21 protein-coding genes are annotated in these 26,623 nt (G+C 53.3%); 6 read left to right on the top strand and 15 right to left on the bottom strand.

Translation table 11 applies throughout. From position 1 onward, the window contains the following. Positions 1 to 89 precede the first annotated feature (89 nt). The 8 genes from JI741_RS31655 to JI741_RS31620 all read right to left on the bottom strand — a co-directional run bounded on the left by JI741_RS31655 (position 90) and on the right by JI741_RS31620 (position 9,083). Positions 90 to 1,442 (bottom strand): O-antigen ligase family protein, encoded by a 1,353-nt coding sequence (locus JI741_RS31655; protein ID WP_369411898.1) that lies wholly within the window; start codon positions 1,440 to 1,442, stop codon positions 90 to 92. Further along, entirely contained in the window at positions 1,439 to 2,551 is a 1,113-nt protein-coding gene (locus JI741_RS31650; protein ID WP_202016497.1) for a glycosyltransferase family 4 protein, read from the bottom strand. The genes JI741_RS31655 and JI741_RS31650 overlap by 4 nt, the downstream gene beginning before the upstream one ends. Beyond that, positions 2,542 to 3,801, bottom strand: coding sequence for an MATE family efflux transporter (locus JI741_RS31645; protein WP_202016496.1), 1,260 nt, complete (start codon positions 3,799 to 3,801; stop codon positions 2,542 to 2,544). Before JI741_RS31645 ends, JI741_RS31650 begins: the two co-directional genes overlap by 10 nt. After that, entirely contained in the window at positions 3,798 to 5,999 is a 2,202-nt protein-coding gene (locus JI741_RS31640; RefSeq protein ID WP_202016495.1) for an exopolysaccharide transport family protein, read from the bottom strand. The genes JI741_RS31645 and JI741_RS31640 overlap by 4 nt, the downstream gene beginning before the upstream one ends. A 10-nt stretch (positions 6,000 to 6,009) precedes the next feature. Further along, a complete protein-coding gene (locus JI741_RS31635; protein ID WP_202016494.1) occupies positions 6,010 to 6,759 on the bottom strand; it encodes a polysaccharide biosynthesis/export family protein in 750 nt (249 codons plus the stop codon). Between the two features lie 3 nt (positions 6,760 to 6,762). Continuing rightward, on the bottom strand, positions 6,763 to 7,197 hold the full coding sequence (locus tag JI741_RS31630; RefSeq protein WP_202016493.1) for a response regulator: 435 nt from the start codon (positions 7,195 to 7,197) through the stop codon (positions 6,763 to 6,765). Positions 7,198 to 7,338: 141 nt separating this feature from the next. Further along, the gene (locus JI741_RS31625) at positions 7,339 to 7,710 is read right to left on the bottom strand and encodes an Hpt domain-containing protein (protein WP_202016492.1); all 372 of its coding nucleotides are present in this window, start codon (positions 7,708 to 7,710) and stop codon (positions 7,339 to 7,341) included. A gap of 11 nt (positions 7,711 to 7,721) precedes the next feature. Beyond that, positions 7,722 to 9,083: a sigma-54-dependent transcriptional regulator gene (locus JI741_RS31620; protein ID WP_202016490.1), complete on the bottom strand. Its 1,362-nt coding sequence runs from the start codon at positions 9,081 to 9,083 to the stop codon at positions 7,722 to 7,724. 437 nt (positions 9,084 to 9,520) lie between these two features. Here JI741_RS31620 and JI741_RS31615 point away from each other — a divergent pair, with 437 nt between their 5' ends. Genes JI741_RS31615 through JI741_RS31595 form a run of 5 tightly spaced genes read left to right on the top strand, consistent with a single transcriptional unit; the run spans position 9,521 to position 18,712 of the window. Continuing rightward, positions 9,521 to 11,329, top strand: a complete 1,809-nt coding sequence (locus tag JI741_RS31615) for a PAS domain S-box protein (RefSeq protein ID WP_202016488.1) — start codon at positions 9,521 to 9,523, stop codon at positions 11,327 to 11,329. A 13-nt stretch (positions 11,330 to 11,342) separates the two neighbouring features. Further along, positions 11,343 to 11,711, top strand: a complete 369-nt coding sequence (locus tag JI741_RS31610) for a response regulator (RefSeq protein WP_202016486.1) — start codon at positions 11,343 to 11,345, stop codon at positions 11,709 to 11,711. 10 nt (positions 11,712 to 11,721) lie between these two features. Next, the gene (locus JI741_RS31605; RefSeq protein ID WP_202016483.1) at positions 11,722 to 15,027 is read left to right on the top strand and encodes a PAS domain S-box protein; all 3,306 of its coding nucleotides are present in this window, start codon (positions 11,722 to 11,724) and stop codon (positions 15,025 to 15,027) included. Between the two features lie 47 nt (positions 15,028 to 15,074). Next, entirely contained in the window at positions 15,075 to 18,344 is a 3,270-nt protein-coding gene (locus JI741_RS31600) for a PAS domain S-box protein (protein WP_202016481.1), read from the top strand. Next, entirely contained in the window at positions 18,341 to 18,712 is a 372-nt protein-coding gene (locus JI741_RS31595) for a response regulator (RefSeq protein ID WP_202016479.1), read from the top strand. Before JI741_RS31600 ends, JI741_RS31595 begins: the two co-directional genes overlap by 4 nt. Here JI741_RS31595 and JI741_RS31590 read toward each other — a convergent pair. From JI741_RS31590 to JI741_RS31560, 7 genes are all read right to left on the bottom strand, one after another. Then, a complete protein-coding gene (locus JI741_RS31590; protein ID WP_202016477.1) occupies positions 18,684 to 20,894 on the bottom strand; it encodes a response regulator in 2,211 nt (736 codons plus the stop codon). The genes JI741_RS31595 and JI741_RS31590 overlap by 29 nt on opposite strands. 5 nt (positions 20,895 to 20,899) lie before the next feature. Continuing rightward, the gene (locus JI741_RS31585; RefSeq protein ID WP_202016475.1) at positions 20,900 to 21,304 is read right to left on the bottom strand and encodes a hypothetical protein; all 405 of its coding nucleotides are present in this window, start codon (positions 21,302 to 21,304) and stop codon (positions 20,900 to 20,902) included. Between the two features lie 25 nt (positions 21,305 to 21,329). Beyond that, a complete protein-coding gene (locus JI741_RS31580) occupies positions 21,330 to 22,025 on the bottom strand; it encodes a hypothetical protein (RefSeq protein ID WP_202016473.1) in 696 nt (231 codons plus the stop codon). Positions 22,026 to 22,147: 122 nt separating this feature from the next. Then, the gene (locus JI741_RS31575) at positions 22,148 to 22,705 is read right to left on the bottom strand and encodes a hypothetical protein (RefSeq protein WP_202016471.1); all 558 of its coding nucleotides are present in this window, start codon (positions 22,703 to 22,705) and stop codon (positions 22,148 to 22,150) included. A 20-nt stretch (positions 22,706 to 22,725) separates the two neighbouring features. Then, the gene (locus JI741_RS31570) at positions 22,726 to 23,157 is read right to left on the bottom strand and encodes a hypothetical protein (RefSeq protein ID WP_202016469.1); all 432 of its coding nucleotides are present in this window, start codon (positions 23,155 to 23,157) and stop codon (positions 22,726 to 22,728) included. After that, positions 23,154 to 23,918: a sensor histidine kinase gene (locus JI741_RS31565; protein WP_202016467.1), complete on the bottom strand. Its 765-nt coding sequence runs from the start codon at positions 23,916 to 23,918 to the stop codon at positions 23,154 to 23,156. The genes JI741_RS31570 and JI741_RS31565 overlap by 4 nt, the downstream gene beginning before the upstream one ends. 131 nt (positions 23,919 to 24,049) lie before the next feature. Next, positions 24,050 to 24,727 (bottom strand): response regulator transcription factor, encoded by a 678-nt coding sequence (locus JI741_RS31560; protein WP_202016465.1) that lies wholly within the window; start codon positions 24,725 to 24,727, stop codon positions 24,050 to 24,052. Positions 24,728 to 25,236: 509 nt separating this feature from the next. Here JI741_RS31560 and JI741_RS31555 point away from each other — a divergent pair. Then, on the top strand, positions 25,237 to 26,505 hold the full coding sequence (locus JI741_RS31555; RefSeq protein WP_202016463.1) for a sensor histidine kinase: 1,269 nt from the start codon (positions 25,237 to 25,239) through the stop codon (positions 26,503 to 26,505). Positions 26,506 to 26,623: the final 118 nt, after the last annotated feature.

Raw genomic sequence — 26,623 nt, 5'->3', positions numbered from 1 at the left:
GGAACACGTCTTTCGAACTGTCTGCCATTTGCCGCGCCAGGCTTGTAACACCTTGAGAATAAATGCTTTGAAAAACCGGGAGCACATTTTTAGCACATGTGCTGGACAGACTTTCCACCGCGTGGAAAAGCTTGGCCCGGCGTGCGCGTGCGCTGGCGTTTGGCGGCTACCTGCAAGTGAAGTTTTTGGCGCGAGGTGAGCTCGCCACCGCTTCTGAATGAGATTGAAAAAATCAGCAATTGATAGAACATGATTCCGTAGTTGGACTCTCCGAATATTCCGAACTCGGTAAATGAATTGATCAGCACCGGAATGAGAATGCCGATGAGCATCAGTTTTTTTTCGTTGGCTTCGCCCATGAAACCCCGCAGGGTGAACATGACCTGGAAGATGATGATGGTGAGGCCCACAAAGCCGAGGTTCATCAGCACCTGCATAAACGTGTTGTGCGTCATCTTGCCGGGATAGGTGTGTGTGCTTTGAAAATATTCCTTGTAGTCGATGCGCATAAATCCAAACCCCAGCAACGGCTCGCGTGGCAAACCCTCCTGAATGAGGGCTGTCCAGAACGGGAGGCGTCCCGTCATGCTCATCACTTCTTCCAGCCGGCTGCTGTCGCCGTCTTTGAGGATAACTTTATAAACTGCCAGGGGTGCAACAACGAGGATGCCGGCGATGATGAGGGTTTTGAGGCGTTTGTTTTGGGATTGTTTGATGTGAAACAAGATGATGAGCAATGCGCCAATGAGTGACGAGCGCGAGCCGGTCATGTAGAGGGCGTAGAAAATCACGATCAGCTTCGTGATGGTCCAGAGGCGGTGGTGGTTGCGATAGATGTCGAAGATGAGACATGCCACGCCCACACCGGCCAGCATGCCAAGTTCGTTGGGGTTCATGATGTAGCCGCCCAGCCGGGCTTCTTCGCCGCCGTGTGTTAGCCTGAAGAATGTGTCGGGGTCGGCATACATGCCCACCACAAAAATGGAAATGAGAATGAACACCGCGTTGCCCAGCAGGTTGTAGAGCCGGATGGCGTGGCCCGGAAAAAATTCGTCGAGCAGCATCAGGCTTTTCACGAAGTAAAAACCAAACACCAGGCTTTGCAGCGTCATGAACCATTGCAAGGCGCTGAAGCCCGGATTGGTGCTCCACATAAAGGAAAGAAATCCCAGCACCAGGTAGGCCATGTAGAGCAAGGGCGACAGCAGGTTTTTGCCGCGCAGGGCGTCGACCGCTCCATAGCGGAGAATCATCCGGTAGATGCCGTAGGAAGAGATCATCACCCCCATGCGCCCAACCACTTTTATGGCGCGGGTGATGGTCACGTTCTCGCTCCAGGTGAAGAAGCCGGCCACCATGAGGAAGAGGATAATAAACAGATAGACATTCACCTTTTTCAGAAAGGCGGCGTGCAACGGGCTATGGTCGGTTGCAGGACTCACGCGCAGGCGTATAGCGTGTCAAAATCGGTGACGATGCTTTTCCAATTGAAAGCCTGGCCCACCATCCAGCGTCCGTTGGAACCGAGCTCGTGCAAGGTGTCGTTCTTTTTGCGGTCATAGAGGGTTTTGAAGGCCGCCGCCAGTGCGGGAATGTTTTCGTTATCAATCACAATGCCGGCATTGTATTGGGTCACATATCGCCCCACGTTGGTGGCTTGCGAGACCACGGCCGGCACACCGAGCGCGGCCGCTTCCAACACGGCGGTGGGCAGTCCCTCGTTTCGCGAGGGATGTGCAAACACGTCCATGCGTTTCAGCAAGTCGTCTTTTTCCTTACCGAATTTGCTGCCCCACAACAATGCGACACCTTCCAGCTCGCGTTGTTCAATCATCCGCGCCAGCATCTTTCGGTCTGGGCCGTCGCCCACCATCCAAAGCACAGCGTCGGGATGGCGTCGGTTGAACACGCGGAATGCGTCGAGCAAAAGATCAAGGCCTTTGGTGTAGACATCGAGCCGGCCCACAAAACCCACCACAAAGGTGCTGCCCGCGTCGGGGTGGTGAATGGTGAGCGGGGCGGGCTCATAGCCGTAGGGTAGCAGAAATGTTTTTTGCGTGGGGAATATTTTTGTCAGTCCCGACACTTCGCTTTCGCCAATGCAATGCACCCGGTGCACGCGCTTGAGCAATTGTTTTTCGAACAACGAAAAGTACAGCCGTTTCAACGTGTGACTTCTGCGCATGGCGATGGTATTGTAGGCACCGTGCGGCGTTATCACAAACGGAATGTCGTGATCGGCCAGCAGCTTCGACAGCGTTGAAAATGCCGGGATCCACCCCCCGTGTAAATGAAAAACAGCGTTGCCCTTTTTTGTGATCACGGCCACCACGAGGTTGGTGTCGAGTCGAAATGGATTTTTGTGAGCGGCAAACAACCGCGTTGTGAAATTGCGGGGTCCGTAGTTATGTTCCAGCGACGGGGTGATGCCCCACACGCTAACCGTTCTTCCGCTCTCGGCCTGTTTGCTGGCCAGTTGATGAACCACCTTGTTCACGCCATTCATCCGCTCGGGATTGGCCTTGCCCAACACCACATGAATTATTTCCATAGTATAAATTTTTTCTTTTGTAATGCATATTGCCAGAAACAAAGCAGGATAACCTGGTTGGCAATGAGGCCGGCAATGACGCCCTGGAGTTGCCACGCCGACAGGAACATTTTGAAGGTGAGCAAGCTGAACACAAACGAAAGGCAATAGCCGATAAAAAAGACCTTGTTCAGCAGCAGCATGCGGATGGCCATGCGCACCGGATAGCCCACAAAAATAACTCCATACAACACGGCCATGCCGCGCAGGATGAAAGCATAGGACCTATAGTGCCCACCGCCGGCCCATTGCATAACGGGTTCGGCAAAGACAAAGAGCACCAGCAGCACGCCGCCAAACACCACGGCACCTTGCGTGCCGATGTGTCGCAGGTAGCGTTTGGCTTCGTGGTGCGACACCTGCAGGTGGCGCGTGGCCTGGGGCAGCACATAGTTCTCGAACGCCTGCAGCAAAATGTTGAGCACACCGAACATAGATTGCACCAGCCGGAACGCGCCCAACGCAACCTGCCCCAGAAAAATGCCCGACGCCACCACAAAGAGGTTGGACGACCACCATTGCACCAGCGCCGTGAACACAAACCATTTTCCCTGTTGCACGTGGAGGTGCAAAAAAACTTTCCACTCCATGGCGCGCCAGTCGCGCGACGCACCGGACCACGCAAAGGCCAGCACGGCCGCGCTGCCATAGGCAATGCCTTGCGCCACCAATGCAGTTTGCAGCGTAAGCGCATGCTGAAAAAACAGGACTGCAAAAGAGATGGCTTGCAAAGTCACCACACAACCGTCGAGGCCCAGCGCCTGGCCGATTTTTGCGTCGGCCAGAAAAAGCTTTCTGAAAAAATCGTGTAGCACAAAGCCTGCCGTCAGCACCGTGATGCCCACCGCATGCACGGCATAGTCTTTCACGAGGTCGATCTCCGAGCCCAATAGTGCCGCCACGCTTCCGCACAGCACCAGGGTGAAAATGCCTTGCATGCCCACGGCAAACGCCACATAGGAAGCGGCGTGCTTTTGTGATGCGAGCGACACTTGCAAGGGTTGAACGATGATGGCATTGCTCACGCTGATGATCAGGTAAAGCACCAGCACCAGCGATGCAAAGCGTCCGAAGTCGTGGGGCATCATGCCGTGGGCCAGCCAGAGTGTGATGCCGAAGCTGCCGCCGCTGAACACCGCCTGGTCTGCCAACACGAGAAATTTTTCGTGCCGCCACCACGGTTTGCCTTGCGCGATAGGTTTTGTGTTCATCGCGATCGATAGTTTGTGATTTGCGCGCGAACAAATGCGATGAGTTGCCGCAACACGTTGGGGTTGTAGCCGCAGCGGTTCAGGATAAACCACATGTTGGGAAGTGAAAATTCCTTTTGCAGCAACGACACGTTCAGGATCTGACTTTGCGGTGTTCGCCGCGAGTCGAGCACAAAAAGGTTGGCGTCGGCCACGCTCATCAGCAGGAGGGCGCGTGTCTCGCCTTTCAGGGGTTCGTTGTTCACCACCACCAGATCGAACGCCGCCGCGTGTTGTTCGAGATGTTGTCGCAGCGACGCCTTTGTGTAGGCGCTGTATTTGGGATCGCTCAGGCTGAGGCCGTGCACACCGCCGCAGGTTGTGTTGCGCACGCCCTCGCCGGTTGTTTCTGTGCATTGTGCCGCGAGCCGATCGCCCACGTCTACCAGCAAAACCGATCGCCCTTGCGCGGCGAAGGCCTGGGCGAGGTGCCAGGCATGAAACGAACGTCCCTCGCGCCGGTCGCCCGAGGTAAGCACCAGAATGGTTTTTGGCATCGCCACGCCTTTCAGTTCGAGTTGAATGGCTTCGCGCAGAAAATGTTCGCGAAGGCCCGCAGGCTTTTCCAGAAAGGGCGTGAGCAACGCGATTTCTATGGGAGAATTTCGTTCGATGTTGTGCACATCGTTCACTTTGGCCTTGGCCATGTGCACCACAAAGATGAGTGCGATGGCACCAAACATGCCGGCCAGCGCCGACACAATGATGATGATGGGACGGTTTGGCGACACGGGCACATGCGAGGGCAGGGCCGGCGAGATGATCCGGTGAAACGCGATGCGGGCGGCCTGCGCAATCTCGGCTTCGATTTTCTTTTCGTTCAGAAAATTGTAGGAACGCTGGTAGATTTCAAACTCCCGGTTTAGTATGGTGAGCATCTTTTCTTTTTCGGGCACGCCGATAAACACTTTTTCGGCTTCGGCAATGTCGGTCGTGAGCCGATCATATTTCACCCGGATGTTTTTATAGGTGTTGTCAATGCTTTCCACGAGGTAGGAAGTGAGGTCCTTCATTTTCATGTCCACCACCTTCACGCGTTCGTCTTCGGGTGTGAAAACCAGGAGCAGATCTTTCTTGTCGGATTGCAATTGCTTCAGTTTTTTTATGATTTCAGTCGACAGCAGGTCGGTGAACGCTTCGAAGTTGGGGGCCAGGTCCAAAAAGTTCTGCTTGCCATCGGCGATGTAGGCGTTGAGTGCCTCGATGGCGTCGAGGTTCATTTTAAGATTGGTTTGCTGGATTTTGAGTTGTGATATTTTCCGGAGATCGGTTTCGGTTTCCTGGTGGATGTTCACGATGTCGCGGTTGTCGCGATATTTTTGAATGGTGTTTTCAGACTGTGCCAGTCGCCGGGCAATGTCGGCGATCCGTTCTTCGAGAAACATGACCGTGGTGCGTGCGGCTTTGTATTTGGTGTCGATGTAGTCGTTCACATAGCTTCGGGCCATCTGGTTTACCAGGCGCGCGGCCTTTTCGGGAATAGGGCTTTTGAAATTGATGCGGATCACGGGCACGTCTTTGTCGATGGAAACCACGTCGAGGTTCTTTATGATTTTTGTGTAGAGCTTTTCGCGGCTCATCACCTCGAATGCATAGCGATCGACAATGGAAAGGGACGCACGTTGGGCCAACAGGGGCGCGTTGAGTTCCAGCAGCACATCGCCCCCGGGCAGCGCGAGGGGCTTGCCAAACGTGCCGGCAAATGCCTTCGGTTCTCCGGGCACGGCGAGGGTGTAGGCTTGCGCCGAGTGAACGGTGAGCCCGATGGTTTTGTCGAACAATCTTGCATCGGTGAAATGGCAGTGTATGAGAAAGGGTGATTCGTGATAGAGCTCCACCTTGCGCACCGAGCCGATGCGGTAGATCTCCAGATCGAAGTCAAGACTGTCCAGGACTTTTCCGATCATGACGCTGGATTTCATCAGTTCGATCTCGCCGGCGATCTTGTTGGCGTTGGCGAACACATCGAGGTCTTTGAACAGGTTGCTGCTGGGCACGCCCTCGTTCACGTCGGCAAGTTTCAATTTCACGGTGCTTTCGTAGAGGGGTGTGACATAGCCGAGGTATTTGTTTGCCGCCAGCACCGCCAGCGCCATGGCCAGCACAATGAGGGGAAAGCCGCGCACATAGGGTTTTAGTATTCTGAAATTTTCTTCCATGGCCTGAGGGTTAAAACGTGCCGATGAGAATGGCCGCCGCCGTCATGGTTGAGGTGAACGGAATGATGGTAGAGATGCGCTTGTCGAATGTTTTATAGTGCTTGGAGGGGACGATGACAACATCGCCCGGATGAAGCTGAATGTTTTTGGAAAGATATTCTTCGGCGCGTGTCAGGTCGAGGTTGGTGACACGCACGTTTTCGCCTTCCTGGCGAAGCACCTTGATGCGCTTCAGGTCGGCATAGAATTCGAAACCGCCGGTGCGCGAAATAAGGTCGAGCAATGTGTTGTGATCTTTGTCGACCTGAACCGCCGTAGGGTTTCTGACTTCGCCCATCACGGTGATGAACTTGTTCAATACCTTCACGTCTACTACCGGCTTCACAATCCACTTGCGATACAGGTTTTGCAATGTGTCTTTCAGCTGCGGCAGCGTGTAGCCTGCCACGTGGAAGGTGCCGAATTTGGGAAGGACCACGTTTCCATAGAGGTCGACCAGGAGCCATTTGCCGTACACTTCGTTAGAGTTGTAGATTCCGTATTCGGATCCCACGCTAAGTTCGTCCTGCCCCCACACGCTGATGCTCACCTTGTCGTCTTTGCGGAGGGTGTATTGGTAGTGGGGATTGAAACGGAAAACGGTGTCGGCCGCGGCTTGTGCGGCTTCACGCTGATGTCGCGTTTGTTCGAAGAGGTTTTGTGTTTTGCAGGATGCCATCAGCACGGCCAGTGCCAGCAACAGGAAGATTTGATTTTTCATAGCTCAGATGAAAGACAACAGCCTGCGCCATGCCGGCAACTTTGTTTTTTTGAGCACGACCATTATTTCGGTGATACGCTCCAGCGCATTCTCGATCTTGTTGCCTTGCTGTGGGCCCTTGATGATGTAGTCGAACGCGCCATATTTCAACGAGTCGATGGCGGTGTTCATGTTTTCCTGTGCCGACAGCATGACTACGAAAATGTCGGGGTTCACCCGCCTGATTTTTTTGAGTACATCAAATCCGGTAACGCCTTCCATGGTATGATCGAGAAACACGACCTCGGGTTTTTCGGCGAGGTTGTTGAGACAATCGGTTCCGTTTTCGAAGGCCGCGACATTTGCGTAGCCCAGGTTGAGGAGTTGTTGTTGGGTGAGGGTCAGGTTGAAGGCATCGTCGTCGACGAGGAATACTTTGATGTTTTTGTTCGGGTGCATGACTGCTTTGTTTTTATCGTTTCACTTTCCAAGTTCGTGCCGCGCCAGAAAACCTGCTTTGAAAAGTCGGAAGCGCGATTTTATGGGTATGCATTCCACGGCGTGGAATGTCTTTCCAATTTTTATCTATCGCCACCGGTTTCAGTTTGTGGCAGATTGACCGGTTGATTGAAGTTGTTCCGCCACATGGGTGAGAACATGCCCGACCCGGTTCACCACGACCAACACGTCGTGCCGGAGATTTATGCGGGAGTCGATGGTCTCCAGCCAGCGGATGTCGTTGTGCACTTCGGCGATGCAGAGCGCATCGAGTGTTGGTTTTATTTTGTGGGCAATTTTCCGGATGGCATCATAGTCGTTGCCGGCGATGGCCGTGTGCCAGGCTGCAATTGTTTCGGTGGCTTGCACGCAAAATAAATTGATCATTCGCTGCATGAACGCCGGGTTGCCGTTGCTGGCCTGTTGCATCAGGGTGAGATCGAAACAGGGTTCGGGATGTGTTTCATGGTTCATAGCGGTGTTGTTTAACTCAAACTGATTTCGTTTCGCTTCAACAGATTATAGATGGTGCTTTTGCCAATGTCTAGTTTGTTGGCGACCAGCACCACGTTGTTGTTGTATTTTTTCAGGTAGAAGGCGATGATGTCGCAGCTGTATTGCTGCATGGTTTTTTCGAGCACCGTAAATTCCTGGTCGGCCTGTGCTGGCGAAAAGCAAATGTCATGGGCCGTCACCTCGGCGCCATTGCCCATGACGCACGCCAGGTCTACGACGGCCTTCAATTCGCGCACGTTGCCGGGATAGTTATAGTGCATGAGTTTCTCTTTGGCCTCCGGCCTCAGCTGTGGCGATTTTATTTTGTTGATCGCGGCAAACTCGTTCACAAAGTGTTGGGCCAGGAGCAAAATGTCCTGACCGCGCTCGCGCAAGGGGGGAAGTTCAATAGGCAAGCCGAGCACGCGGTAGTAGAGGTCTTCGCGAAATTGTTTTTGTTTTACCTGCTCTCCCAGGTGTTTGTGTGTGGCGGTGATGACGCGCACGTCGAGCTTTACCCGCTGGTTGCCGCCTACACGAACAACTTCGCGTTCCTGCAACACGCGGAGCAGCTTGGCCTGCAAATTCAAATCCAGGTCGGCCACTTCGTCGAGAAAGATGGTGCCGCCGTTGGCTTCTTCGAACTTGCCGATGCGTTGGGCCACAGCGCCCGTGAATGCGCCCCGCTCATGGCCAAACAATTCACTCTCGAGCAGATCGGCGGGGATGGCTGCCATGTTGACCGTTACAAACGGTTTCTTTTTTCGGTCGCTGTTGAAGTGAATGCTTTTGGCCACCACTTCCTTGCCCGTTCCTGTTTCGCCCGTGATGGAAACGTTGATGAGCGTGCTGGCGGCTTTTTGCATGAGGGCAAATGTTTTTTTCAAGGCCGGGCTTTCGCCGATGATGTTTTTTTCGAAGCTGAATTTGGTTTCCACCAGCGCTGTCAGTTCGGTTAGCTCGCGGCGCAGTGTGGCGTTTTCGCGGAGCTGGCGCACCGTGTTCCACAGCATGTCTTTGGTGTGTTCGTCTTTCACGATATACTCTGCGGCGCCCAGCTTCAAAAGGTTTAGTGCCACGGCAATTTCTTCCTGCCCGCTGATGACCACCACCGGCAGTGTAGCACAAACAGACTTCAGGTTAGTCAGCAGTTTGTCGCCCGTAGTGTCGGGCAGGTTGTAGTCGATGCATACCACGTCGGGCTTTTGTGAAAGCTGGTCGAGGCAATCTTTGCCGGTAGTGAGAAGCGATACCTCATAGTCGGGATTGAGCGACAGGTGGTACTTTAGCAGCTGGCCATACCAGGGGTCGTCTTCGACAATGAAAATCTTGAAAGGGCTTTTGGCATTCATATCGGTTCGGATAAAAAAACTTTCATTCTTCGGGCCGCAACACACAGGGTGTTTGCGAGGCTGTTTTGTCGCCTCCCCAATACCCAACCCTCTTTGCGAACGACAGATCAAAATTGCCGGCTTTGACGCGCGTATCCTTCAGGGGCGTCACTATTTTGCAAAATCAGGTGTTTCGGTAGGGATCAGGTTTTTCCTGATGCGGTGATGGGCAGGGCCACGGCGGCGCGTGTTTCTTCAGTCCCTGAGCAACCTGAGCCTGCACAAACTTTGCCCAACTTTCTCTTGTGGGTGGCCCCTCGATTGTTTACCTTCAATCGAGCCCAATAGTTTAACCTTGTTATGGTTGAATGATGGGCTTTTTATTTTTACCCGGCATCGGGATTTGACCCGCAACCCGGATTCTTTGTGGTTTCAGGCGGAACAAGAATAACAACGTTATGGAAATCCTCGCAAGCAAGAATGTCTTCCCTGAATCGGAGTTCGCACTGTTGGCGGAAGTGGAAGACTACGCCATTTTTCTGCTCGACAAAAACGGCAACATCCGGAGCTGGAACAAAGGCGCAGAAAAAATTAAAGGCTATACGGCGGCGGATGTGCTGGGCGAGCACTACCGCATGTTCTACATGGCCGACGACCAGATTTCGAAACTCCCGGAATCGCTCCTCGACGAAGCACGCCGCCAGGGCAGGGTGATAAACGAAGGCTGGCGTGTTGGCAAAAACATGAAAACGCTTTGGGCCAGCGATGTGATCACGGCGTTGCACGACAACGCCGGCACCGTGGTGGGGTTTGTGAAAATCTCGCGCGAACAAACCGAAGGCGAGCGGGCCGTGGAGTCTGCCCCCAACGCCATGCTGTCGATGAACCGCGAGGGAATGATTACGCTGGTGAACGGCCAGGCCGAAAAGCTCTTTGGGTATGCGCGCCACGAACTCATTAATCAGCCTGTGGAGATGCTCATTCCCGATCGCTTTAAGGGGAAGCATCCGCACAACCGCGCGCATTTTTTTTCGGCCCCTAAAGAGCGTGCCATGGGCGCGGGGCGCGAATTGTTTGCGCGCCGGAAGAACGGGACCGAATTTCCCGTGGAAATTGGGTTGAACCCCACCGAAACACCCGAAGGCATGATGGTGCTGGCCACCATTGTTGACATCACCGAGCGCAAAAAGGCCGAAGCCCGGTTCAGGCTGGTTGTTGAATCTGCTCCCAACGCCATCGTGCTCATCAACAACGAGGGAAACATTTCGCTGGTGAACAGCGAGACGGAAAAGCTGTTTGGCTATTCGCGCGAAGAGCTGCTGGGCAAGGAAGTGGAGTCGCTCATACCGTCGCGCTTTCGCAGCATGCATCCCCACTATCGCACGGCGTTCTTTAACAAACCCCAGGCCCGGCCCATGGGGGGTGGTCGCGATCTGTTTGCCCTGCGCAAAGACGGCAGCGAGTTTCCGGTGGAGATCGGTCTCAACCCTATTGAGTCGCCAGAAGGCAACATGGTGCTGGCGTCCATCATCGATATCTCTGAACGAAAATTGCTTGAAGCCAACAAACTGAAAAGCGAGTTTCTGGCCAACATGTCGCACGAGCTGCGCACACCCCTCAATGCCGTGCTGGGTTTTTCAGAACTCCTGATCGATCAAAAGGTAGGGACGCTGAATGTTCGGCAGCTGGAATATCTGAAAGACATTCACGATAGCGGCTCGCACCTGCTGCAACTGATCAACAACGTGCTGGACCTCGCTAAAATAGAATCGGGCAAAACCGAACTGGCCGTCGAGAATTTTTCGGTGATGGAAGTGACCGAAGGTGTGCTGCACACCCTTGAACCACTGGCGGCCAAGAAGAATGTGGAACTCTCGTGGGCGTTGTCGCGCGACATCGACGAGGTGCAGCTCGACAAAAACAAATTCAGACAAATTCTCTACAACATTCTGTCCAATGCCATCAAATACAACAAGGCCGTGGGTGGTGCGGTGCATTTGATAACGGAACCGCGCGGCCCGAGCACCTTCACCATTCGGGTGGAAGACACAGGCATTGGCATTTCGAAAGAAAACATGAAGAAGCTCTTCATACCCTTTGTGCAACTGGACTCGGGCATGGCACGGCTGCACGAGGGCTCGGGGCTAGGCCTGGTGCTCACAAAAAATATCGTGGAATTGCATGGAGGCGAAATGGGGGTGGAGAGCACGCTGGGTGTGGGCAGCACGTTTTGGATAACGCTCCCGATATCGGTAAACCAACATTAATCACAAGCAAACGATGACACCTCAACAAACCATAATGATCGTTGACGACAATGTTGTGAATCTGCGACTCGCCAGCGATGTGCTCGAAATTGAAGGCTTTACGGTGCTGCGTTGCATGGATGCCGAAAATGCGCTGGCGGTGCTGGAGTATATCCTGCCCAATCTCATCCTCATGGATGTTGCGCTTCCCGGCATGGACGGGTTGCAACTGACGCGCAAGCTGAAAGCCGACACCCGCACCAAAGAAATAAAGATAATCGCCCTCACGGCGTTTGCCATGAAAGGCGACCAGGAAAAAATGTTTGCTGCGGGATGCGACGGCTACATTACCAAACCCATTGACACGCGCAAGTTCAAGGCGCAAATCACACCCTACCTGTAAGCTGCTTCGCATGATGCCTTTCACCTTGCTTCTCGTAGACGACACCAGCCTCACGCTTAAACTTCTCGACGCCGCGTTTTCGGCAGAGGGCTATAGCATCAAGACCGCCAGCGACGGGCAAGAGGCTATGGACGTGTTGTTGCATCACGCCATCGACCTCATTATTACCGACATTCTCATGCCCAACATTGATGGCTACTACCTGTGCTACAAGGTCAGGAACCATCCCAAGCTCGCCCACATTCCGATCATTATCTACACGGCCACCTACACGTCGGTGAGTGAAGAAAAAATTGCGTCGGAGATGGGCGCCGATTTGTTTGTGCGAAAACCGGCGCCGATCCGTTCGCTGATTTTGTCGGTAAAAAATCTGCTTGAAAATCCCGTGGCCACGCCGCGCATGCAGGTGCGCACCGACACCTCTTTTGAGGTGATGCACCAATACAGCTCCGACCTGGTGAACAAACTGGAGCAGCGCAACATTTCGCTGGAAGAAATCAGGCGCAATCTTGAACAGACCGTGTCGGACCGCACGGCAGAATTGCAGCGCACCAACAAAGCGTTGCTGGCGTCGAACGAAGAGCTGCAAGCCGCCAATGAAGAACTGTCGACCATTAACGACAAGCTGACGGAAGCCACCTATCTTATTCAACAACAATCGGAGACCATTATTCTTCAGAAAGACGAACAGCTGAATCGCGTGCTGGATTCGTCGAATGATGTGATCTGGGCGATGGACCTCACGTCGGGGAAAAACAGTTACATCAGCCGTTCGGCGGAAACGCTGACGGGCATTGCGCTGGCCGACATCCTTGCCGACTTTTCGCAGTGGTTCACCTTTGCTCATCCCGACGACGTGTCGCTGAAAACGGCCTGCCTTCAGCAACTGGACCAGTGCGATGTGGCCCACTGCACCTATCGCATCGTGACCCGCGATGGTCGTGTGCAATGGATGAATGAACGCTTTCAGGTGGAGCGCGACGGCAACGGGGTTGCCGTGCGCAGGGTGGGCGTGGCGTCGGATGTTACGGCCATTAAGAAAGCGGAAATGGCGTTGGCGCAGGAGCGCAACCTGCTGCGAACCCTCATCGACAACATTCCAGACTATATCTACATCAAAGATCTGGACCTGCGCCATTTGCTGAACAACCAGGCAAACCTGGAACTGCTGGGCGCTGCGTCGGAACAGGATTCGCTGGGAAAATCGCTGGTCGACTATTTCGGGCCAGATGCCGAGTCGTTTCTGGTGGACGACCGGCAGGTGATTGCAACTAACCGGCCGCTGGTGAACAAAGAAGAGACGTTCTACAGTCACGAACTCGGCAGGCGAACGCTACTGACCACCAAAGTTCCCCTTCGCGATGAAGCCGGCCAGGTGAGCGGTGTGATTGGTGTTAGCCGCGACATCACACAATTGAAACAGCAGGAAGATATTCTTCGGCAGTACCAGGAAAATATTGACATTATTTTCCGGAGCACGCGCGAGGAGATTCTGCTGGTGGATGCCGCCGGAAGCGTTGTGATGTTTAATGCGGCGCTCGAAAAACTGGTTGTGCAGCTGACCGGCAAGAAACCCATGGCGGGGCAGCCCGTGTGGGAGATCATGCTTTTGAAAGATCGTTTGCCGGTGCGCGATCTGTTTGAGCGGGCCCGGGCCGGCGAGGTGTTGGCCATGGAGATGCCCGTGGCGACGGCGCAAGGGCAGGAGGTGCACGAGCTGCGCTTTGAACCCATCGTTATTCACGACGCCGTGAAGTATGTGAGCATCATTTCGTCGGACATTACCGACCGCAAAGCTCTTGAGGAAGCCATGGTGCAATATAACGAGCGCTATGAAATTCTGGACAAAGCCACCAACGACGCCATTTGGGACTGGGACATGGAACAGGATGTTGAAACGTGGAACCACGGCATCGAGACCATCTTTGGGTATTCTGAACGCGAGATCCGTTCGGTGGAACAATGGTGGCGGGCCCGCATCCACCCCGACGACTATGCGCGCGTGCAGGTTGCCGTTCAATTTGGCTTCAGCGAACGCCATAACAACTGGACCTCGGAGTTCAGGCTGCTCTGTGCCGACGGCACCTACAGAGATGTGTTGAACCGTGCCTACATTCTCTATAAGGAAGATGTGCCCGTGCGGATGATCGGCGCCTTGCAGGACATTACCGACCGGAAAGAACACGAACGCAGCATCACGGCCATTGCCCGCGAACTTTCGGACCTTATCGAAAATGCGAACACGCCCATTTTCGGAACCGACCTGCACGGCAACATTAACGAATGGAACAATGTGACGGCGCAATTTACAGGCTTCACGCGCGAGGATGTGATGCGGAAAAATCTGACCGAATTTGTTCCGGCAGGCGACCACAAGATTGTGCGACAGATTCTCGCACAGGTTGCGGCCCATGTGCCGGTCAGCAACCTGCAAGTGCCCATGCTTTCGCGCACCGGCGATGAGCAGATTATTTTGTTGAACGCCACTCCGCGCAAAAATGCGCAGCAGGAAATTGACGGCGTGCTGATGGTGGGTCAAAATATTACGGAACTGATTGCCTACCGCCAAAACCTGGAAGAGAAGGTGGCGGAACGCACCCGAGAATTGAATGAGGCCCTGGGCAAGGAGAAGGAACTGGTGGATCTGAAGAGCAAATTTGTTTCGATTGCCTCGCATGAGTTTCGGACGCCGCTGTCTACGATAGCGCTGGTGTCGGGTTTTTTGCGGAAGCATCACCAGAAACTCACGTCCGAAACCTTTGCTCAGAAACTTGACACCATCGAAAAACAAGTGAACCACATGACCTATCTGCTGGACGACATTCTCATGATCGGCAAGTCGGAGGCTGGAAAAATACAGACGCACCTTGCTTTCATTCGCGTGGAGGATTTCTTCAGGCACACGGCGCGTGAGGTTCAGGAAATGAACAATACCCACGAGATTGCCTTGACCATTGACTGCACGATGGCCGATTTTGAGACGGACGAAAAACTGCTGCGCAATATTCTGATCAACCTGCTGACGAATGCCATAAAATTTTCGCCCGGTGCCGACGCCGTTATCCTGCGTGTGTCAAACACCCGAACCCAGCTGATGATGGAGGTGAGTGACCGGGGCATTGGCATTTCGGAAGAAGACCAGAAAAATCTTTTCACGGCCTTTCAGCGGGGAAGCAATGTGGGCAATATTGAAGGCACGGGCCTGGGATTGTCTATCGTGAAAAAAGCCGTCGAGATTCTGAGCGGAAGCATCACGCTGCACAGCACCCTGGGCGAAGGCACGCGCTTCAGGGTGTTGCTGCCGTTGCGTTTTTGAGGACGGCTCCTAGACGTTTGCAGGTTTGCGGTGAACACAAAAAAAAGATGACAACACTTCGCTACACCATTCTCTCTCGCGCAATGTCCATGCTGGTGGGCGTTGTGGCGTGTGCCGTGTTGGCCGGCTGGTTGCTGGATGTTGATGTTTTGAAACGGCCGGTCAAGAACCTGATGGCGATGAACCCCATGACGGCGTCGGGGCTTCTGCTGGCGTCGATAGCGATTTATTTACAGTTCAGTAAAACGCCGTGGCAGAGGCGATTGAGAAATCTTTCTTCGCTGGCGGTGATTGCGCTGGGGACGATGAAGCTCGCTTCGTTTGCAAACCATTCGCTTCTGGTGGACACGCTGCTCTTTAAAGGCCATGTGGCCACGGATGCGCTACAGCACGGCCCCAACGCCATGGCACCCAGCGCGGGTCTGAATTTTGTGTTGATCGGCACGGCGATGCTGTTGCGCAAGCGAAGCTACTGGTTTCAATCTCTTGCCGTGCTGGTTTTCCTACTCACCTGGTTTCCGATGCTGGGCTATCTCTATCACGTTCCGGAGTTTGATGGGACATGGCCGTTCTTTCCGATGGCGGTGCACACGGCGGCTTGTTTTATGCTGCTGTCGGTGGCGTTGCTTTTTGCCCAGCCGCGCCGTGGCTGGATGAACGAATTTACCAGCGAATATGAAGGAGGCTTTCTGACGCGTTTCATGTTGCCGTTTGCGATTGTTCTGCCGGTTGCGTTGGGATATCTGCGTTTGTGGACGCATCGTGTGCGGCTTTTCTCTACCGAATTTGGTGTGACGGCCCTGGTGACCAGCATCATGACGGTGTTTATTCTGGCGATTGCCTATGCCGTGAGGCTTCTGAACAGACGCGACATGCAGCGCCGGAAGATCTTGGATGAGCTTGCGCGTGTGTCGCACCAATGGAAAGAAAACAACAACGAGGTGGCCTCGCTTAACGAAGAACTGCGATCGTCGAACGAGGAGTATCAGGCCATCAACGAGCAGCTTGTGGAGTTGAATTTGCAATTGGAACAGGCGAACAAAACCATTGCGCTTCAAAAAGACGAACAGCTCAATCGCATCCTGGAGTTGACCGGCAACCTGGCGTGGTCTGTTGATTTGACAGGCCAGGGTGAGCACTATGTGAGCCGGTCTATCGAGAAGCTGATCGGGCAGTCGGCAAAAACGTTTCTGGACGATCCGCAAATATGGCAGGCCTCGATTCATCCGGCCGACCGGTGGCGCCATGCGGGGGCCCTGGAGCAAGTTGGCATTGACGACTTTGCCGAGGCCGAGTATCGCATTGTTGTGCCCGGCCATGACGTGAAGTGGATGCATGCGCAATATTACCAGATGAGGGATGGCGAAGGCGTGCGCCTTCGGCGCGAGATTTTTATCTCTGACATTACGGCGCGCAAACAGGTGGAGCTTGAAATGCGGCAAAAGCAAAATCTGCTGGAGCGCTCGTATGCCGTGGCCAATATTGGTCACTGGATCCGCAATCCACAAACGGAGGATACTTATTATTCGAAAGAAATGCTGGCCATCTATGGACTGCATGAAAAAACAGGGCGCTATGCAAAAAACATTCTCGCACCGCTCGTCCATCCCGACGATGCCGCCGCCGTGCTTGAATTGTTTGACCATTCTTTGCGGGAAAAAAAGCCATTTGAAACAGAGCACCGCATTGTGCGACCGGATGGGGCGGTGCGCTGGGTGCACCACAAGGCGGACCTGTCGCCCGGCAACGATGAGGATGTGCTTGTTGGGATTACACAAGACATTACGGAACGGAAAATTATTGAAGACGCCCTGCGTGAGTTTAACGAGCGATATGACATTCTTTCCAAGGCTACCAACGACGCCATCTGGGACTGGGATCTTTTGCGCGACCGGGTGATCTGGAATCATGGACTGGAAACCATTTTTGGATATAAACACAAACGCGTTGACGGAACGGCAACCTGGAGGAAAGAAAAGATTCATGCCGATGACTATAATCGCGTGTCGGAAGGCATTGAAACCGCGTTTGCCGAAGGGCAAACGCATTGGATTGCCCAATACCGACACCGTTGCGCCGACGGGACCTACAAGCATGTGCTGGACAGGGCCTATGTGATTTACCAGCGCGAGAAGCCTGTGCGGATGATTGGCGCGCTGCAGGATGTGACCGACCAGAAGGAATTTGAACGCAGCATTACCGCCATTGCCCGCGAACTGTCTGACCTGATTACGCATGCCAACACACCCATTTTTGGGACCGATCGCAATGGCTATGTGAACGAATGGAACAACGTGACGGCGCAGCTTACCGGCTTTTCGAAAAACGAAGTGTTTGGCAAGAAGTTGATTCAGTTTGTGGCCGGGCAGCAGCGCGACACATTTGAAGGCCTGATTGGCAATGTGGTGGAGAACCATCCGGTGAGCAATATTGAGATGCACATGGTGACCAAGGGACACCGCACGCTGATTATCCTGCTGAACGCCACGCCCCGCAGAAATTCGCTCCAGGAAACGGTGGGAACGCTTATGGTGGGGCAGAACATTACCGAATTGATTGAATATCGCCAAAACCTGGAGAGCAAGGTTCGGGAGCGCACGCAGGAATTGAATGAGGCGTTGCTGAAGGAAAAAGAGCTGGTGGATTTGAAAAGCAAGTTTGTGAGCACCGCCTCGCACGAGTTCAGAACCCCCCTTTCGTCGATTGCACTGGTGAGTGGCTTCCTGCGCAAACACGCTCAAAAGCTCACACCCGAAGCGTTTGCCGGAAAGCTCGATGCCATTGAAAAGCAAGTGACGCAGATGACGTTTTTGCTGGACGACCTGCTGGTTATTGGAAAAGCCGACGCCGGCAAAATTGAGGCGCACCTTGCCACCGTGGTGATTGAAGATTTCTTTGGCCAGATTTTGCAGGAGTTTTCCGAAAGAGATTCTACCCACACCGTGACGCTGGACATGAACTGCACCGTGCGCGATTTCCGCTCGGACGAAAAACTGCTGCGCAACATCGTGATCAACTTGCTGACCAATGCCATGAAGTTTTCGCCGCATGCCAACACGGTGCTTCTGAAAATTTCAACCCTGTCGTATCACCTGAAGATTGAGGTGGCCGATCGGGGCATCGGCATTTCGGAAGAGGACCAGCGCAATCTTTTCACGGCTTTTTATCGGGGGTCTAACGTAGGCTCCATTCAGGGCACGGGCCTTGGGTTATCGATCGTGAAGAAAGCGGTTGATCTTTTGCAAGGAAACATTCAGGTTAGCAGCCGTGCCGGTGACGGCACTTTGTTTACGGTGATTTTACCCCTCGGAACATGATGCACAAGATATTGTTGATTGATGACACGCCCGATGTGCTCGAGAATCTGAAAGAGCTGTTGTTGATGGAGGGCTATGCCGTGGTTACGGCGTTGAATGGCGACGAAGCCCTTCGCGCCTTGCTGGACTACCGGCCCGACCTGATCATTACGGACCTGCGCATGCCCCGGATGGATGGGTTTGCGCTGCTGCAGGCGGTGAAGGCCGACCCGGCGCTGAAGGCCATTCCGGTGCTGGTGTTCTCTGCGAATGCCACCCCGGAAAATGAAGACAAAAGCCTGCAGCTGGGTGCCGCCGGCTTTCTGAAAAAACCCTGCAACACCGATGTGATGCTGGCGTCTATTCAAACGCTGTTGCAGACCTTGTAGTGCGCCCACCCTGGGCATGTTGCACGATTTTGTGATAGAGATCTTCGGGTGAAAAAGGTTTGGTGATGAAATCATTCATGCCCACGTTCATCGCCTTGTCGCGCATGCCCAACATGGCGGAGGCGGTGAGGGCGAGGATGGGGATGGTTTTGAAATAGGGGTCGGCCATGGCCCGTATTTTCTGTGTGGCCTCATAGCCGTCCATGACCGGCATCTGCAAATCCATTAACACCATCTGGTAGCCGCGTTGCAGCACGCGTTCTACAGCCTCCTGGCCGTTGTTGGCCAGATCGACCTCTATGCCCCATCCTCTCAAGAATGAGGATGCGATCAATTGATTGATGGGGTTGTCTTCTACCAGCAGCAATCGCAGCGAGAGCGGTTCCAGGGTTTGCAACGCGGGGGCTACGGGTGTTGGCTCTGAAGCGCCCGAAGCGGCAGGGTCGAGCAGCAGGGTGAAACAAAACGATGAGCCCACACCCGGCACGCTTGTGACGCGAATGTCGCTGCCCATCATGTTTACCAGCATTTTTGCAATGGACAAGCCCAGGCCTGTGCCGCCATATTTGCGCGTGGTGTCTGTGTCGGCCTGCACAAAACTTTTGAAAATGGAATCTACTTTGCCGAGGGCGATGCCGATGCCGGTGTCGTGCACTTCGATCAGTATTTTATGTTTGCCATTTTCGAGGCCCGCATCGGCCACGGCCAGCTGCACGTGGCCCGCGTGGGTGAATTTGATGGCGTTGCCGGCGAGGTTTGTTACCACCTGTGCCAGGCGCACGGCATCGCCCCGCACATGCTGGGGCAGAGAGGTGTCGTCGTAGAAAAACTGAAAGCCGATGTTCTTTTTGGCCGCCTGGTGTTCGAGCATGCGCTTGGTGTTGAGCATGAGGTGCTGCAGGTTGAAGTCGGTGTGCTCTAGCGTGAGTTTGCCCGCTTCGATTTTGCTGAAGTCGAGAATGTCGTTGATGATGGTGAGCAGGTTTTTGCCTGAAAACTGTAGCAACTCCAGTTGCTCGCGCTGCTCGTCGTTTAGCGCGCCGTTGAGCAACAGGTTGGTGAAGCCGATGATGGCATTCATGGGGGTGCGTATTTCGTGGCTCATGCGCGACAAAAATTCGCTCTTGGCCAGCGTGGCTTCTTCGGCCCGTTCTTTGGCTTGCTTGAGGTTTTGTTCGGTTTGCTTGAGGGCGGTGATGTTTCGCGAGATGGCGCTTACCCGATAGACAAAGCCGTTGGGTTGATATAACATGCGCACGTTTTGCCCGATCCAAATTTCATCGCCGTTGCGCGACTGCAACACAAATTCGAGGTAGGTATGTTCGACCTGCGTTTTGCGTTGACGCCGGTAGAATTCGACAACGCGTTGGCGATGGTCGGGGTGGATCAGGTCCCAATAGGGCATCTGCAACAGTTCGTCTTTTGTATAGCCCGACACGCCCTCCATGACGGCGTTGGCAAAAACAAATATGCCCTTTGCGTCGAGCTCATAGATGAGGTCGGTGGCGTTTTCCACAAGGTCGTGATACTGTCTTTCCTTTTGCTCGAGGTGTGCCTGCAAATCCTGGATCTGGTCGAGGTTGCTTCTGATTTCTTCTTCGGTGGCGAGCAGTTCCTGGTTCATGATGTGGAGTTGCTGGTTCTGGCGCTCGAGCAGAACCTTCTGATCGTCGAGTTCCACCACGCGGGTGCGCAGGGCCAGCAGGTTCATGACCATGCGTGCCAGCCCGTTGAGGCCGGCGATCTGCTTTGCGGAAAGCTCGCGTGGTTTTGTGTCGACGATGCAGAGTGTGCCCAGCGCATAGCCTGCGGTGCTGAGCAAGGGCACACCGGCATAGAACCGGATGCCGGGCACACCGGCCACCACCGGGTTTTGCGCGAAGCGCGCGTCTTGTGTGGCGTCGGGCACGATCATGATGCCGTTGTTTAAAATGGTGTGTGCACAGAACGAAACGTCGCGCGACGTTTCGGTTAGTTCCAGCCCGATGCGTGCTTTGAACCATTGCCGTGTTTCGTCTACAAAGCTCACCAACGCGATGGGTACGTCGCAAAGCTGCGATGCAAGTTCCACAATGTCTGTGTAGTCCTGCTCGGGTGCGGTGTCGAGTATGCCGACCTGGCGCAGGGCGTGCAGCCGCCGCTGCTCGGGAGAAAGGTTTCCGGCGAGGGTGCTCATGGTCATGGTCGTCAGAATTTTTTGGACGCTGTGATGGTCATGCTCATGAGGAACATCCGGACTTCCATGACCAGGCGCTCCACATGGCCGACAATCAGGCAGATCCTGTGTTTTAACACCTCGGTGTCCATGAAGTCGCACTTGTCGAGCCCACTCATTTCGACGGTGAGGCCCTCTACGGCAAACATGGCCGTGGAGGACTTGAGTTTGTGCAGTGCTTTTCGCAAGCCTTCGGGGTCGCATCGTTCTGCTTCGTGCCGCAGTTCCTGCACCATGGCGGGTGTGTAGGTTACAAAGGCCTCGCACGTTTCGAACATGATCTGGTCGTTCTGGTCTGTTAGCCGCATGAATTTGTGGAGGTCGAAAAAGTGCTCGGTGTGTGGGGCGCTGCCTGTGGTGCTCATATTGATTTTCATAAACCGGTGTTGATGTTGTTCAGGGTTAGCGAATTTTGCCCAGGGCGACGCCGAAGGCGACGTTGATGAGGTTATTGGCCGAGGTTTTTGTGAAGTCCTGGTTGGAGCCGGTGACCATGAACGGCATGCCATAGCGAGCCTCCAGGAAGAAGTGAAGGAATTGATAGTCGTCGTTTTCCAACTGATATTCCACGCCCAGCCCCACGGAACCATTGGCCCAACGCACGGCGCCCAGCTTCGATTCGTTGCTCACGCTGTAGTTGGTTTGTGTTGTGGACGATTCTGCAGCACAAAAGGCTGTGCGCTGATAGAACACTGACGCCAGGGCATAGGGCTCCAGACCGTGATTTTTGATTTGGCCCAGGCGCAGAAAGTATAGCTGCCCCGTGGTGCCTGCCTCGAGCACATCGAGCGAATACGTGCCCGAGCCGCCGGCATAATATATGCCCACGTGCGGGCGGAGGGCTGCGCGCCGGTTGGCCAGCTTGACACCTAGTGTGAGGCCGCCGCTGATGGCACACATTTGATCTTTGCTTTGCATGGCTTCGTGCAACATCTGGTGCTGCACGCCCACGCCGATTTCGTAGCCAAAATAGTAGGGGCGTCGCGGGCGGGTAAAACCGGTTCCGTTATACTGCGCCATCACGTTTACGGTGATCATTGCGAGGAAAATCGAGAAGACTATTGTCAAAGATTTTCCGGGGTTTTTGGTGGTTTTCATGTTTGGTTTGTTTGATACATCAAAGGTGTGACGAACCGTGGCGCGAGGCATCAGCGTGATTCGGAATTTGAAAAATCAGGTGGGGTCTTAGCGATCAGGGATTTCCTGACAGCGGTTGTGTGTTAAAATCTTCTGATCCGGATAGACACATCGTGGGGTGCGGGCATCTGGCCGCCAAAGTAGGGCCACAGCAGTTGATAGACACCCACCGAGCAGGTGGAACCCCGCGCGATGTGCACTTCTTTGTCGCTGAACCTGAACACATAGTCATGGTTGGTGATTTCGATTTCATAGCGCTGGATTTCGCCCGGCTGCACCACGCCCATGAAGGCTTCCTGACGCTGGCCGTTGACGTAGCAATAGGCGTAGATTTCGAGTTGATCGTGATACCACTGCCAGGCAAACCGGGCGCTGTTTTGGTGATGGAGCGAATTGCAATCGGAAAACCCCATGAGTTTGTTTTTGGAATCCTGGAAGCCGGCGTCGTCGAACTGATAGATGGCGGTTTGGTCAAAGCTTGCCTCGAAGCGCAGCACGTTCCACTGCAAGGATTCGGCATGGCGGCCTGTGGCGTAGTGATCGCCGGCCCTGATGACAAAGGTTTCGAAAAGCTGGTCGGGTTCGTGCTCGCAGGCAAACACGGCGGCGCACAAGACGAGGAGCGGGGTTAACGTTTTCATAGTGATGAGGTGATGCCATTCTAAAGTTTGAGGAGGAGTGCAGCGCCCAGCGCCGCGTGGCCATAGCGCCATGCCACCGACGACACCAGCTGCACGCGCCGGTTTGTCATGAGCCGGGTTTCGGCACCGGGCACCACCACCACGAACTGCTGGTTGGACAAGCCCGCACGGAAGGTGCCACTGAAAACAATTTTTGATGTGCGCATTAACGGCACGGCCGTGTGCACGCCATAAAAAACCACATGGGGGGTTGACCATGCGTCGGAACGGCTTGCGCTCTTTACGAAGAACACACCGAGGCTGAATTCGCGTTTGCTCAGGTAGGAAACAGACGCACCAACTTGCACTCCGGCAATGGTGCTCTCGCCCACGGGCCCGGCCACCACGTGTTGGGAGAAAGCCATGTGTGTGATGCCAACCACACACCCTGCCATGAGCAACAGCGTTTTCATGGCACCAGGTTTGGCACGGAGATTAAAAAGGCTGAGCCAACGCCCACTTCTGAACGCACGGTGATGATGCCCCCGATTTTGTTCAGGATTTCTTTTACCACATACAAGCCCACACCTGCCCCGGCCGACTGGACCGAGCCGCGGTAGAAAAGTTCGTAGATGTGGGGCAAAACGGCGTCGGTCATGCCAACACCATTGTCGCGAACGCGGATCAGGCAAACCGAAGCCATGACCTTTATGTTCACGTGTATTTCGGCGCGCGCCTTTGCGGTATCGCGAAACTGAATGGCGTTGGAAATGACGTGGGCCAGCATGACATGCAAGCGGTTGCCGTCTGTGCAGAGCGCTACGGGCTGTTTGATGCTGGTGGTGACCCGAACGTTGGCTGTTTGGATGGCATCGCGACACTCGTGCAACACGTCGTCGAGAATGGTTTTGGCATCCACGGCGTGCATGGTGAGCGACTGCCGCGAGTTGGTGAGGAACTGCTCCAGCTCGTTGAGTACCGATTCCATTTTCGATACGGTTTTTTCGATGGAGCTCAGAAAAATGGCCGGGTCTATTTCGGGATTGCCTTGTTCTGACTTTAGTATGTTCACCAGGCCCGCAATGGACTTTAGCGGCGACCGCAGCGTGTGCGAGCAACTGTAGATGAATTGTTCAATGGCATCTTTGGCTTTTACCAGTTCGAGCCCCGACAGGGTATGGACCGATTGCAGCGCGTGGTCGACGGTGGGTTTGTCTGTGGAAGTGCTCATCATGTTGTTGTTGTTTTTGATGAGGTAAAGGTGGGTATTGCCTGTGCGCGATGCGTCAGGTGGGTGCCGATTCTGAAAAATCAGGAACTGCGTTGCGGGCCATCAGGGTTTTCCTGAGGCGGAAAAAAGGATGGCTATGTTTTTTTTTTGTTGACGGCAATGAGGTCGTGCTCGATGGCATACATGACGAGTTGCGCCGTGTTGTTGAGGCCCAGTTTGTCCTGGATGTGCATTTTGTGGGTTTCTACGGTCTTGACGCTGATGAAGAGCATTTCGGCGATTTGCTTTAATGTTTTTCCTTCGGCGATGAGCACCAGCACTTCTTCTTCGCGTTTGGACAGCTCGCTGGCTTTTTTTGTGGGGAGGCCTTTGCCGACTTTTTCCTTGAGGTAGAAGTCTTCGAACACCAGTGCGGTGATTTCGGCGCTGAAGTGGCGTTCGCCCTGCATGACCTTGTGGATGGCCTGCAACAACGTTTCCTTGTCTGAATCCTTTGGCAGGTATCCGTCGATGCCCGACTTTATGCCCAGGGTGATGAAGTCTTTGCTGACTTCGCTGGAGATGAGGATGATTTTGATTTTTGGGTTCTGTTCCTTGATCCACCGTGTGGCTTCGATGCCGGTCATGCCGCGCATCACAATGTCCATGAGGATGACGTCGGGCGATTTCTCTTTGGCCAGGTTGACGGCGCTCTCGCCGCTTTCGACGGTGCCGACAATGTCGATGTCGGTCTCGTCTTTCAGCAGGGAGATGAGCCCCTGCCGCATGAGGCCATGATCGTCGGCGATGAGTACTTTGGTTTTTTTGTCCATATTCACAAGGGGACGGGACTTTATCTTTGTTTTAAAATAACGGGTTGCTGGAACCACGCCTGTTGCAACATGAACGATGTGCACCTTAAGGTACAAAGATTAGGAGAGAATGTGTTTATGGTTTTTGAAAAAAAAGTGGTGTGCCAATTAGTCTGCTTTCGGGTCTGGATCTGTGCGGGTGCGGTGGACGCCGTTTATGTTGATTTGCCTGTAGGAAGAGTTGAGATGGGTAAAAGAAATTTTGGAAACTGAGAAGAGATCAGAGAAGAGACGGCCGCTGATTCAGATTAAGGCAGACGTTGTTGAAAATCAAATTTGTCTAACGGTAAAGCGATCATGGAAGATAATGGAAGGGGTATGGGTCTAGCGTGTTGCAGGGGGAAATTATTTACATTTCGTAAATCATTTTCTTTGAAACTGATTTGCTTTTGACGCATGTGTCTGAATATATCAGTTCGTTAATTCGTATATTAGTTACAGCTCACGGTTTGAACCGTCTAAAGCTGCTAATGTTCATTATCATGCATGAAATGACTTACACTTTTGCAAATCTTGTTGCAAATAAAGTTGATGCGATGCTCGCTTACTGGGATCGGGACCTGGTGTGCAGATACGCAAATGATGCCTATCTGACGTGGTTTGGTGTAACAAAGGAATTAATGGTTAATAAAATGACCTTGCCAGACTTATTGGGTGAGGCTCTGTTTGAAAAAAATCTACCCTATATTCTCGGGGCCCTTCGAGGAGCAGACCAAATGTTTGAACGGGAGATACCGTTGCCCAATAAAAAGGGAACCCGACACTCGCTGGCAAAATATTTCCCCCACGTGGTTAGCGGAGAGGTGTTGGGGATTATTATTCATGTTGCAGATGTATCGCTATTGAAAGAGCTTGAAACACAGATCTTGCTGTCTAAAGAAACAATTGAAAAGCAAGCCCTGGAATTAGAGATCAAAAATGGAGAGCTTCTTAAGGTTAATGATGAGCTGCAAGCGACAATAATGGAATTGCGCGCATCAAATGAATATCTTGATCGTTCATATCGCGTCATTGACGATCAGGCTAACCAATTGCGCGATGCCCTTGAGGTTGAACGGGATTTAGCGAAGTTAAAGAATACCTTTGTGTCTGTTGTTTCCCATGAGTTTAGAACACCTGTGTTTGCTATTTCCTTAATTGCCGATGTCCTTAGCCGAAACATCGACAGGCTGGATAGCAATCAAATCTCTGAGAAGATAGCTTCAATCAAGATGAATCTTGCTTGCCTTGATCGTTTAATCGACGATGTATTATACCTCGGAAAGGTTGATGCAAATAAAGTTTCTTTTAAACCGGTACCGATTCCATTCGGAACAATCAAAAATCAAGTTAACGATGTTTTTCAGGTGCTAGGCCAAAAACATACGCTGCAGATAACCTCATCAGGACCTGACGATCAATCCATTTTTATGGATAAAGATTTGAGTAAGATAATCATCGATAATCTTGTTGGCAATGCCTTAAAATATTCTCCAGAGAATAGTATCATTCAGGTTGATATTACCTTGAGCAACTCCCGGCTAATGCTAAAGATAACAGACCAAGGAATCGGCATCCCTGAAGCCGATCTTCCGGACTTATTCCAGACTTTCTTTCGCGCCAAAAATGTGGGTTCGATAAAAGGATCCGGTCTCGGGTTGTATATTGTTAAAGATGCTGTCGGCCGTCTGAAAGGCGAAATTCATGTTAGTAGTGAGGAGGGAAAGGGGAGCGTATTTACCGTCATCTTGCCGGTTTAAATGTAATAGCTAGTACTTGATCTGACAGTTGAGCTAGGGATTCCTTCCTACTAGGCAAAGGTAGCCACCGCTCCAAATAAGTCAAGGGCTTCGCGAGTGGCCGCGCAGAATCCTTCGC

Source organism: Chryseolinea lacunae, assembly GCF_016735595.1.
GTDB classification, from domain to species: Bacteria; Bacteroidota; Bacteroidia; order Cytophagales; family Cyclobacteriaceae; genus Chryseolinea; species Chryseolinea lacunae.
Note: the sequence above shows the minus strand (reverse complement) of the source record. Positions and strands in the feature narration are given on the sequence as shown.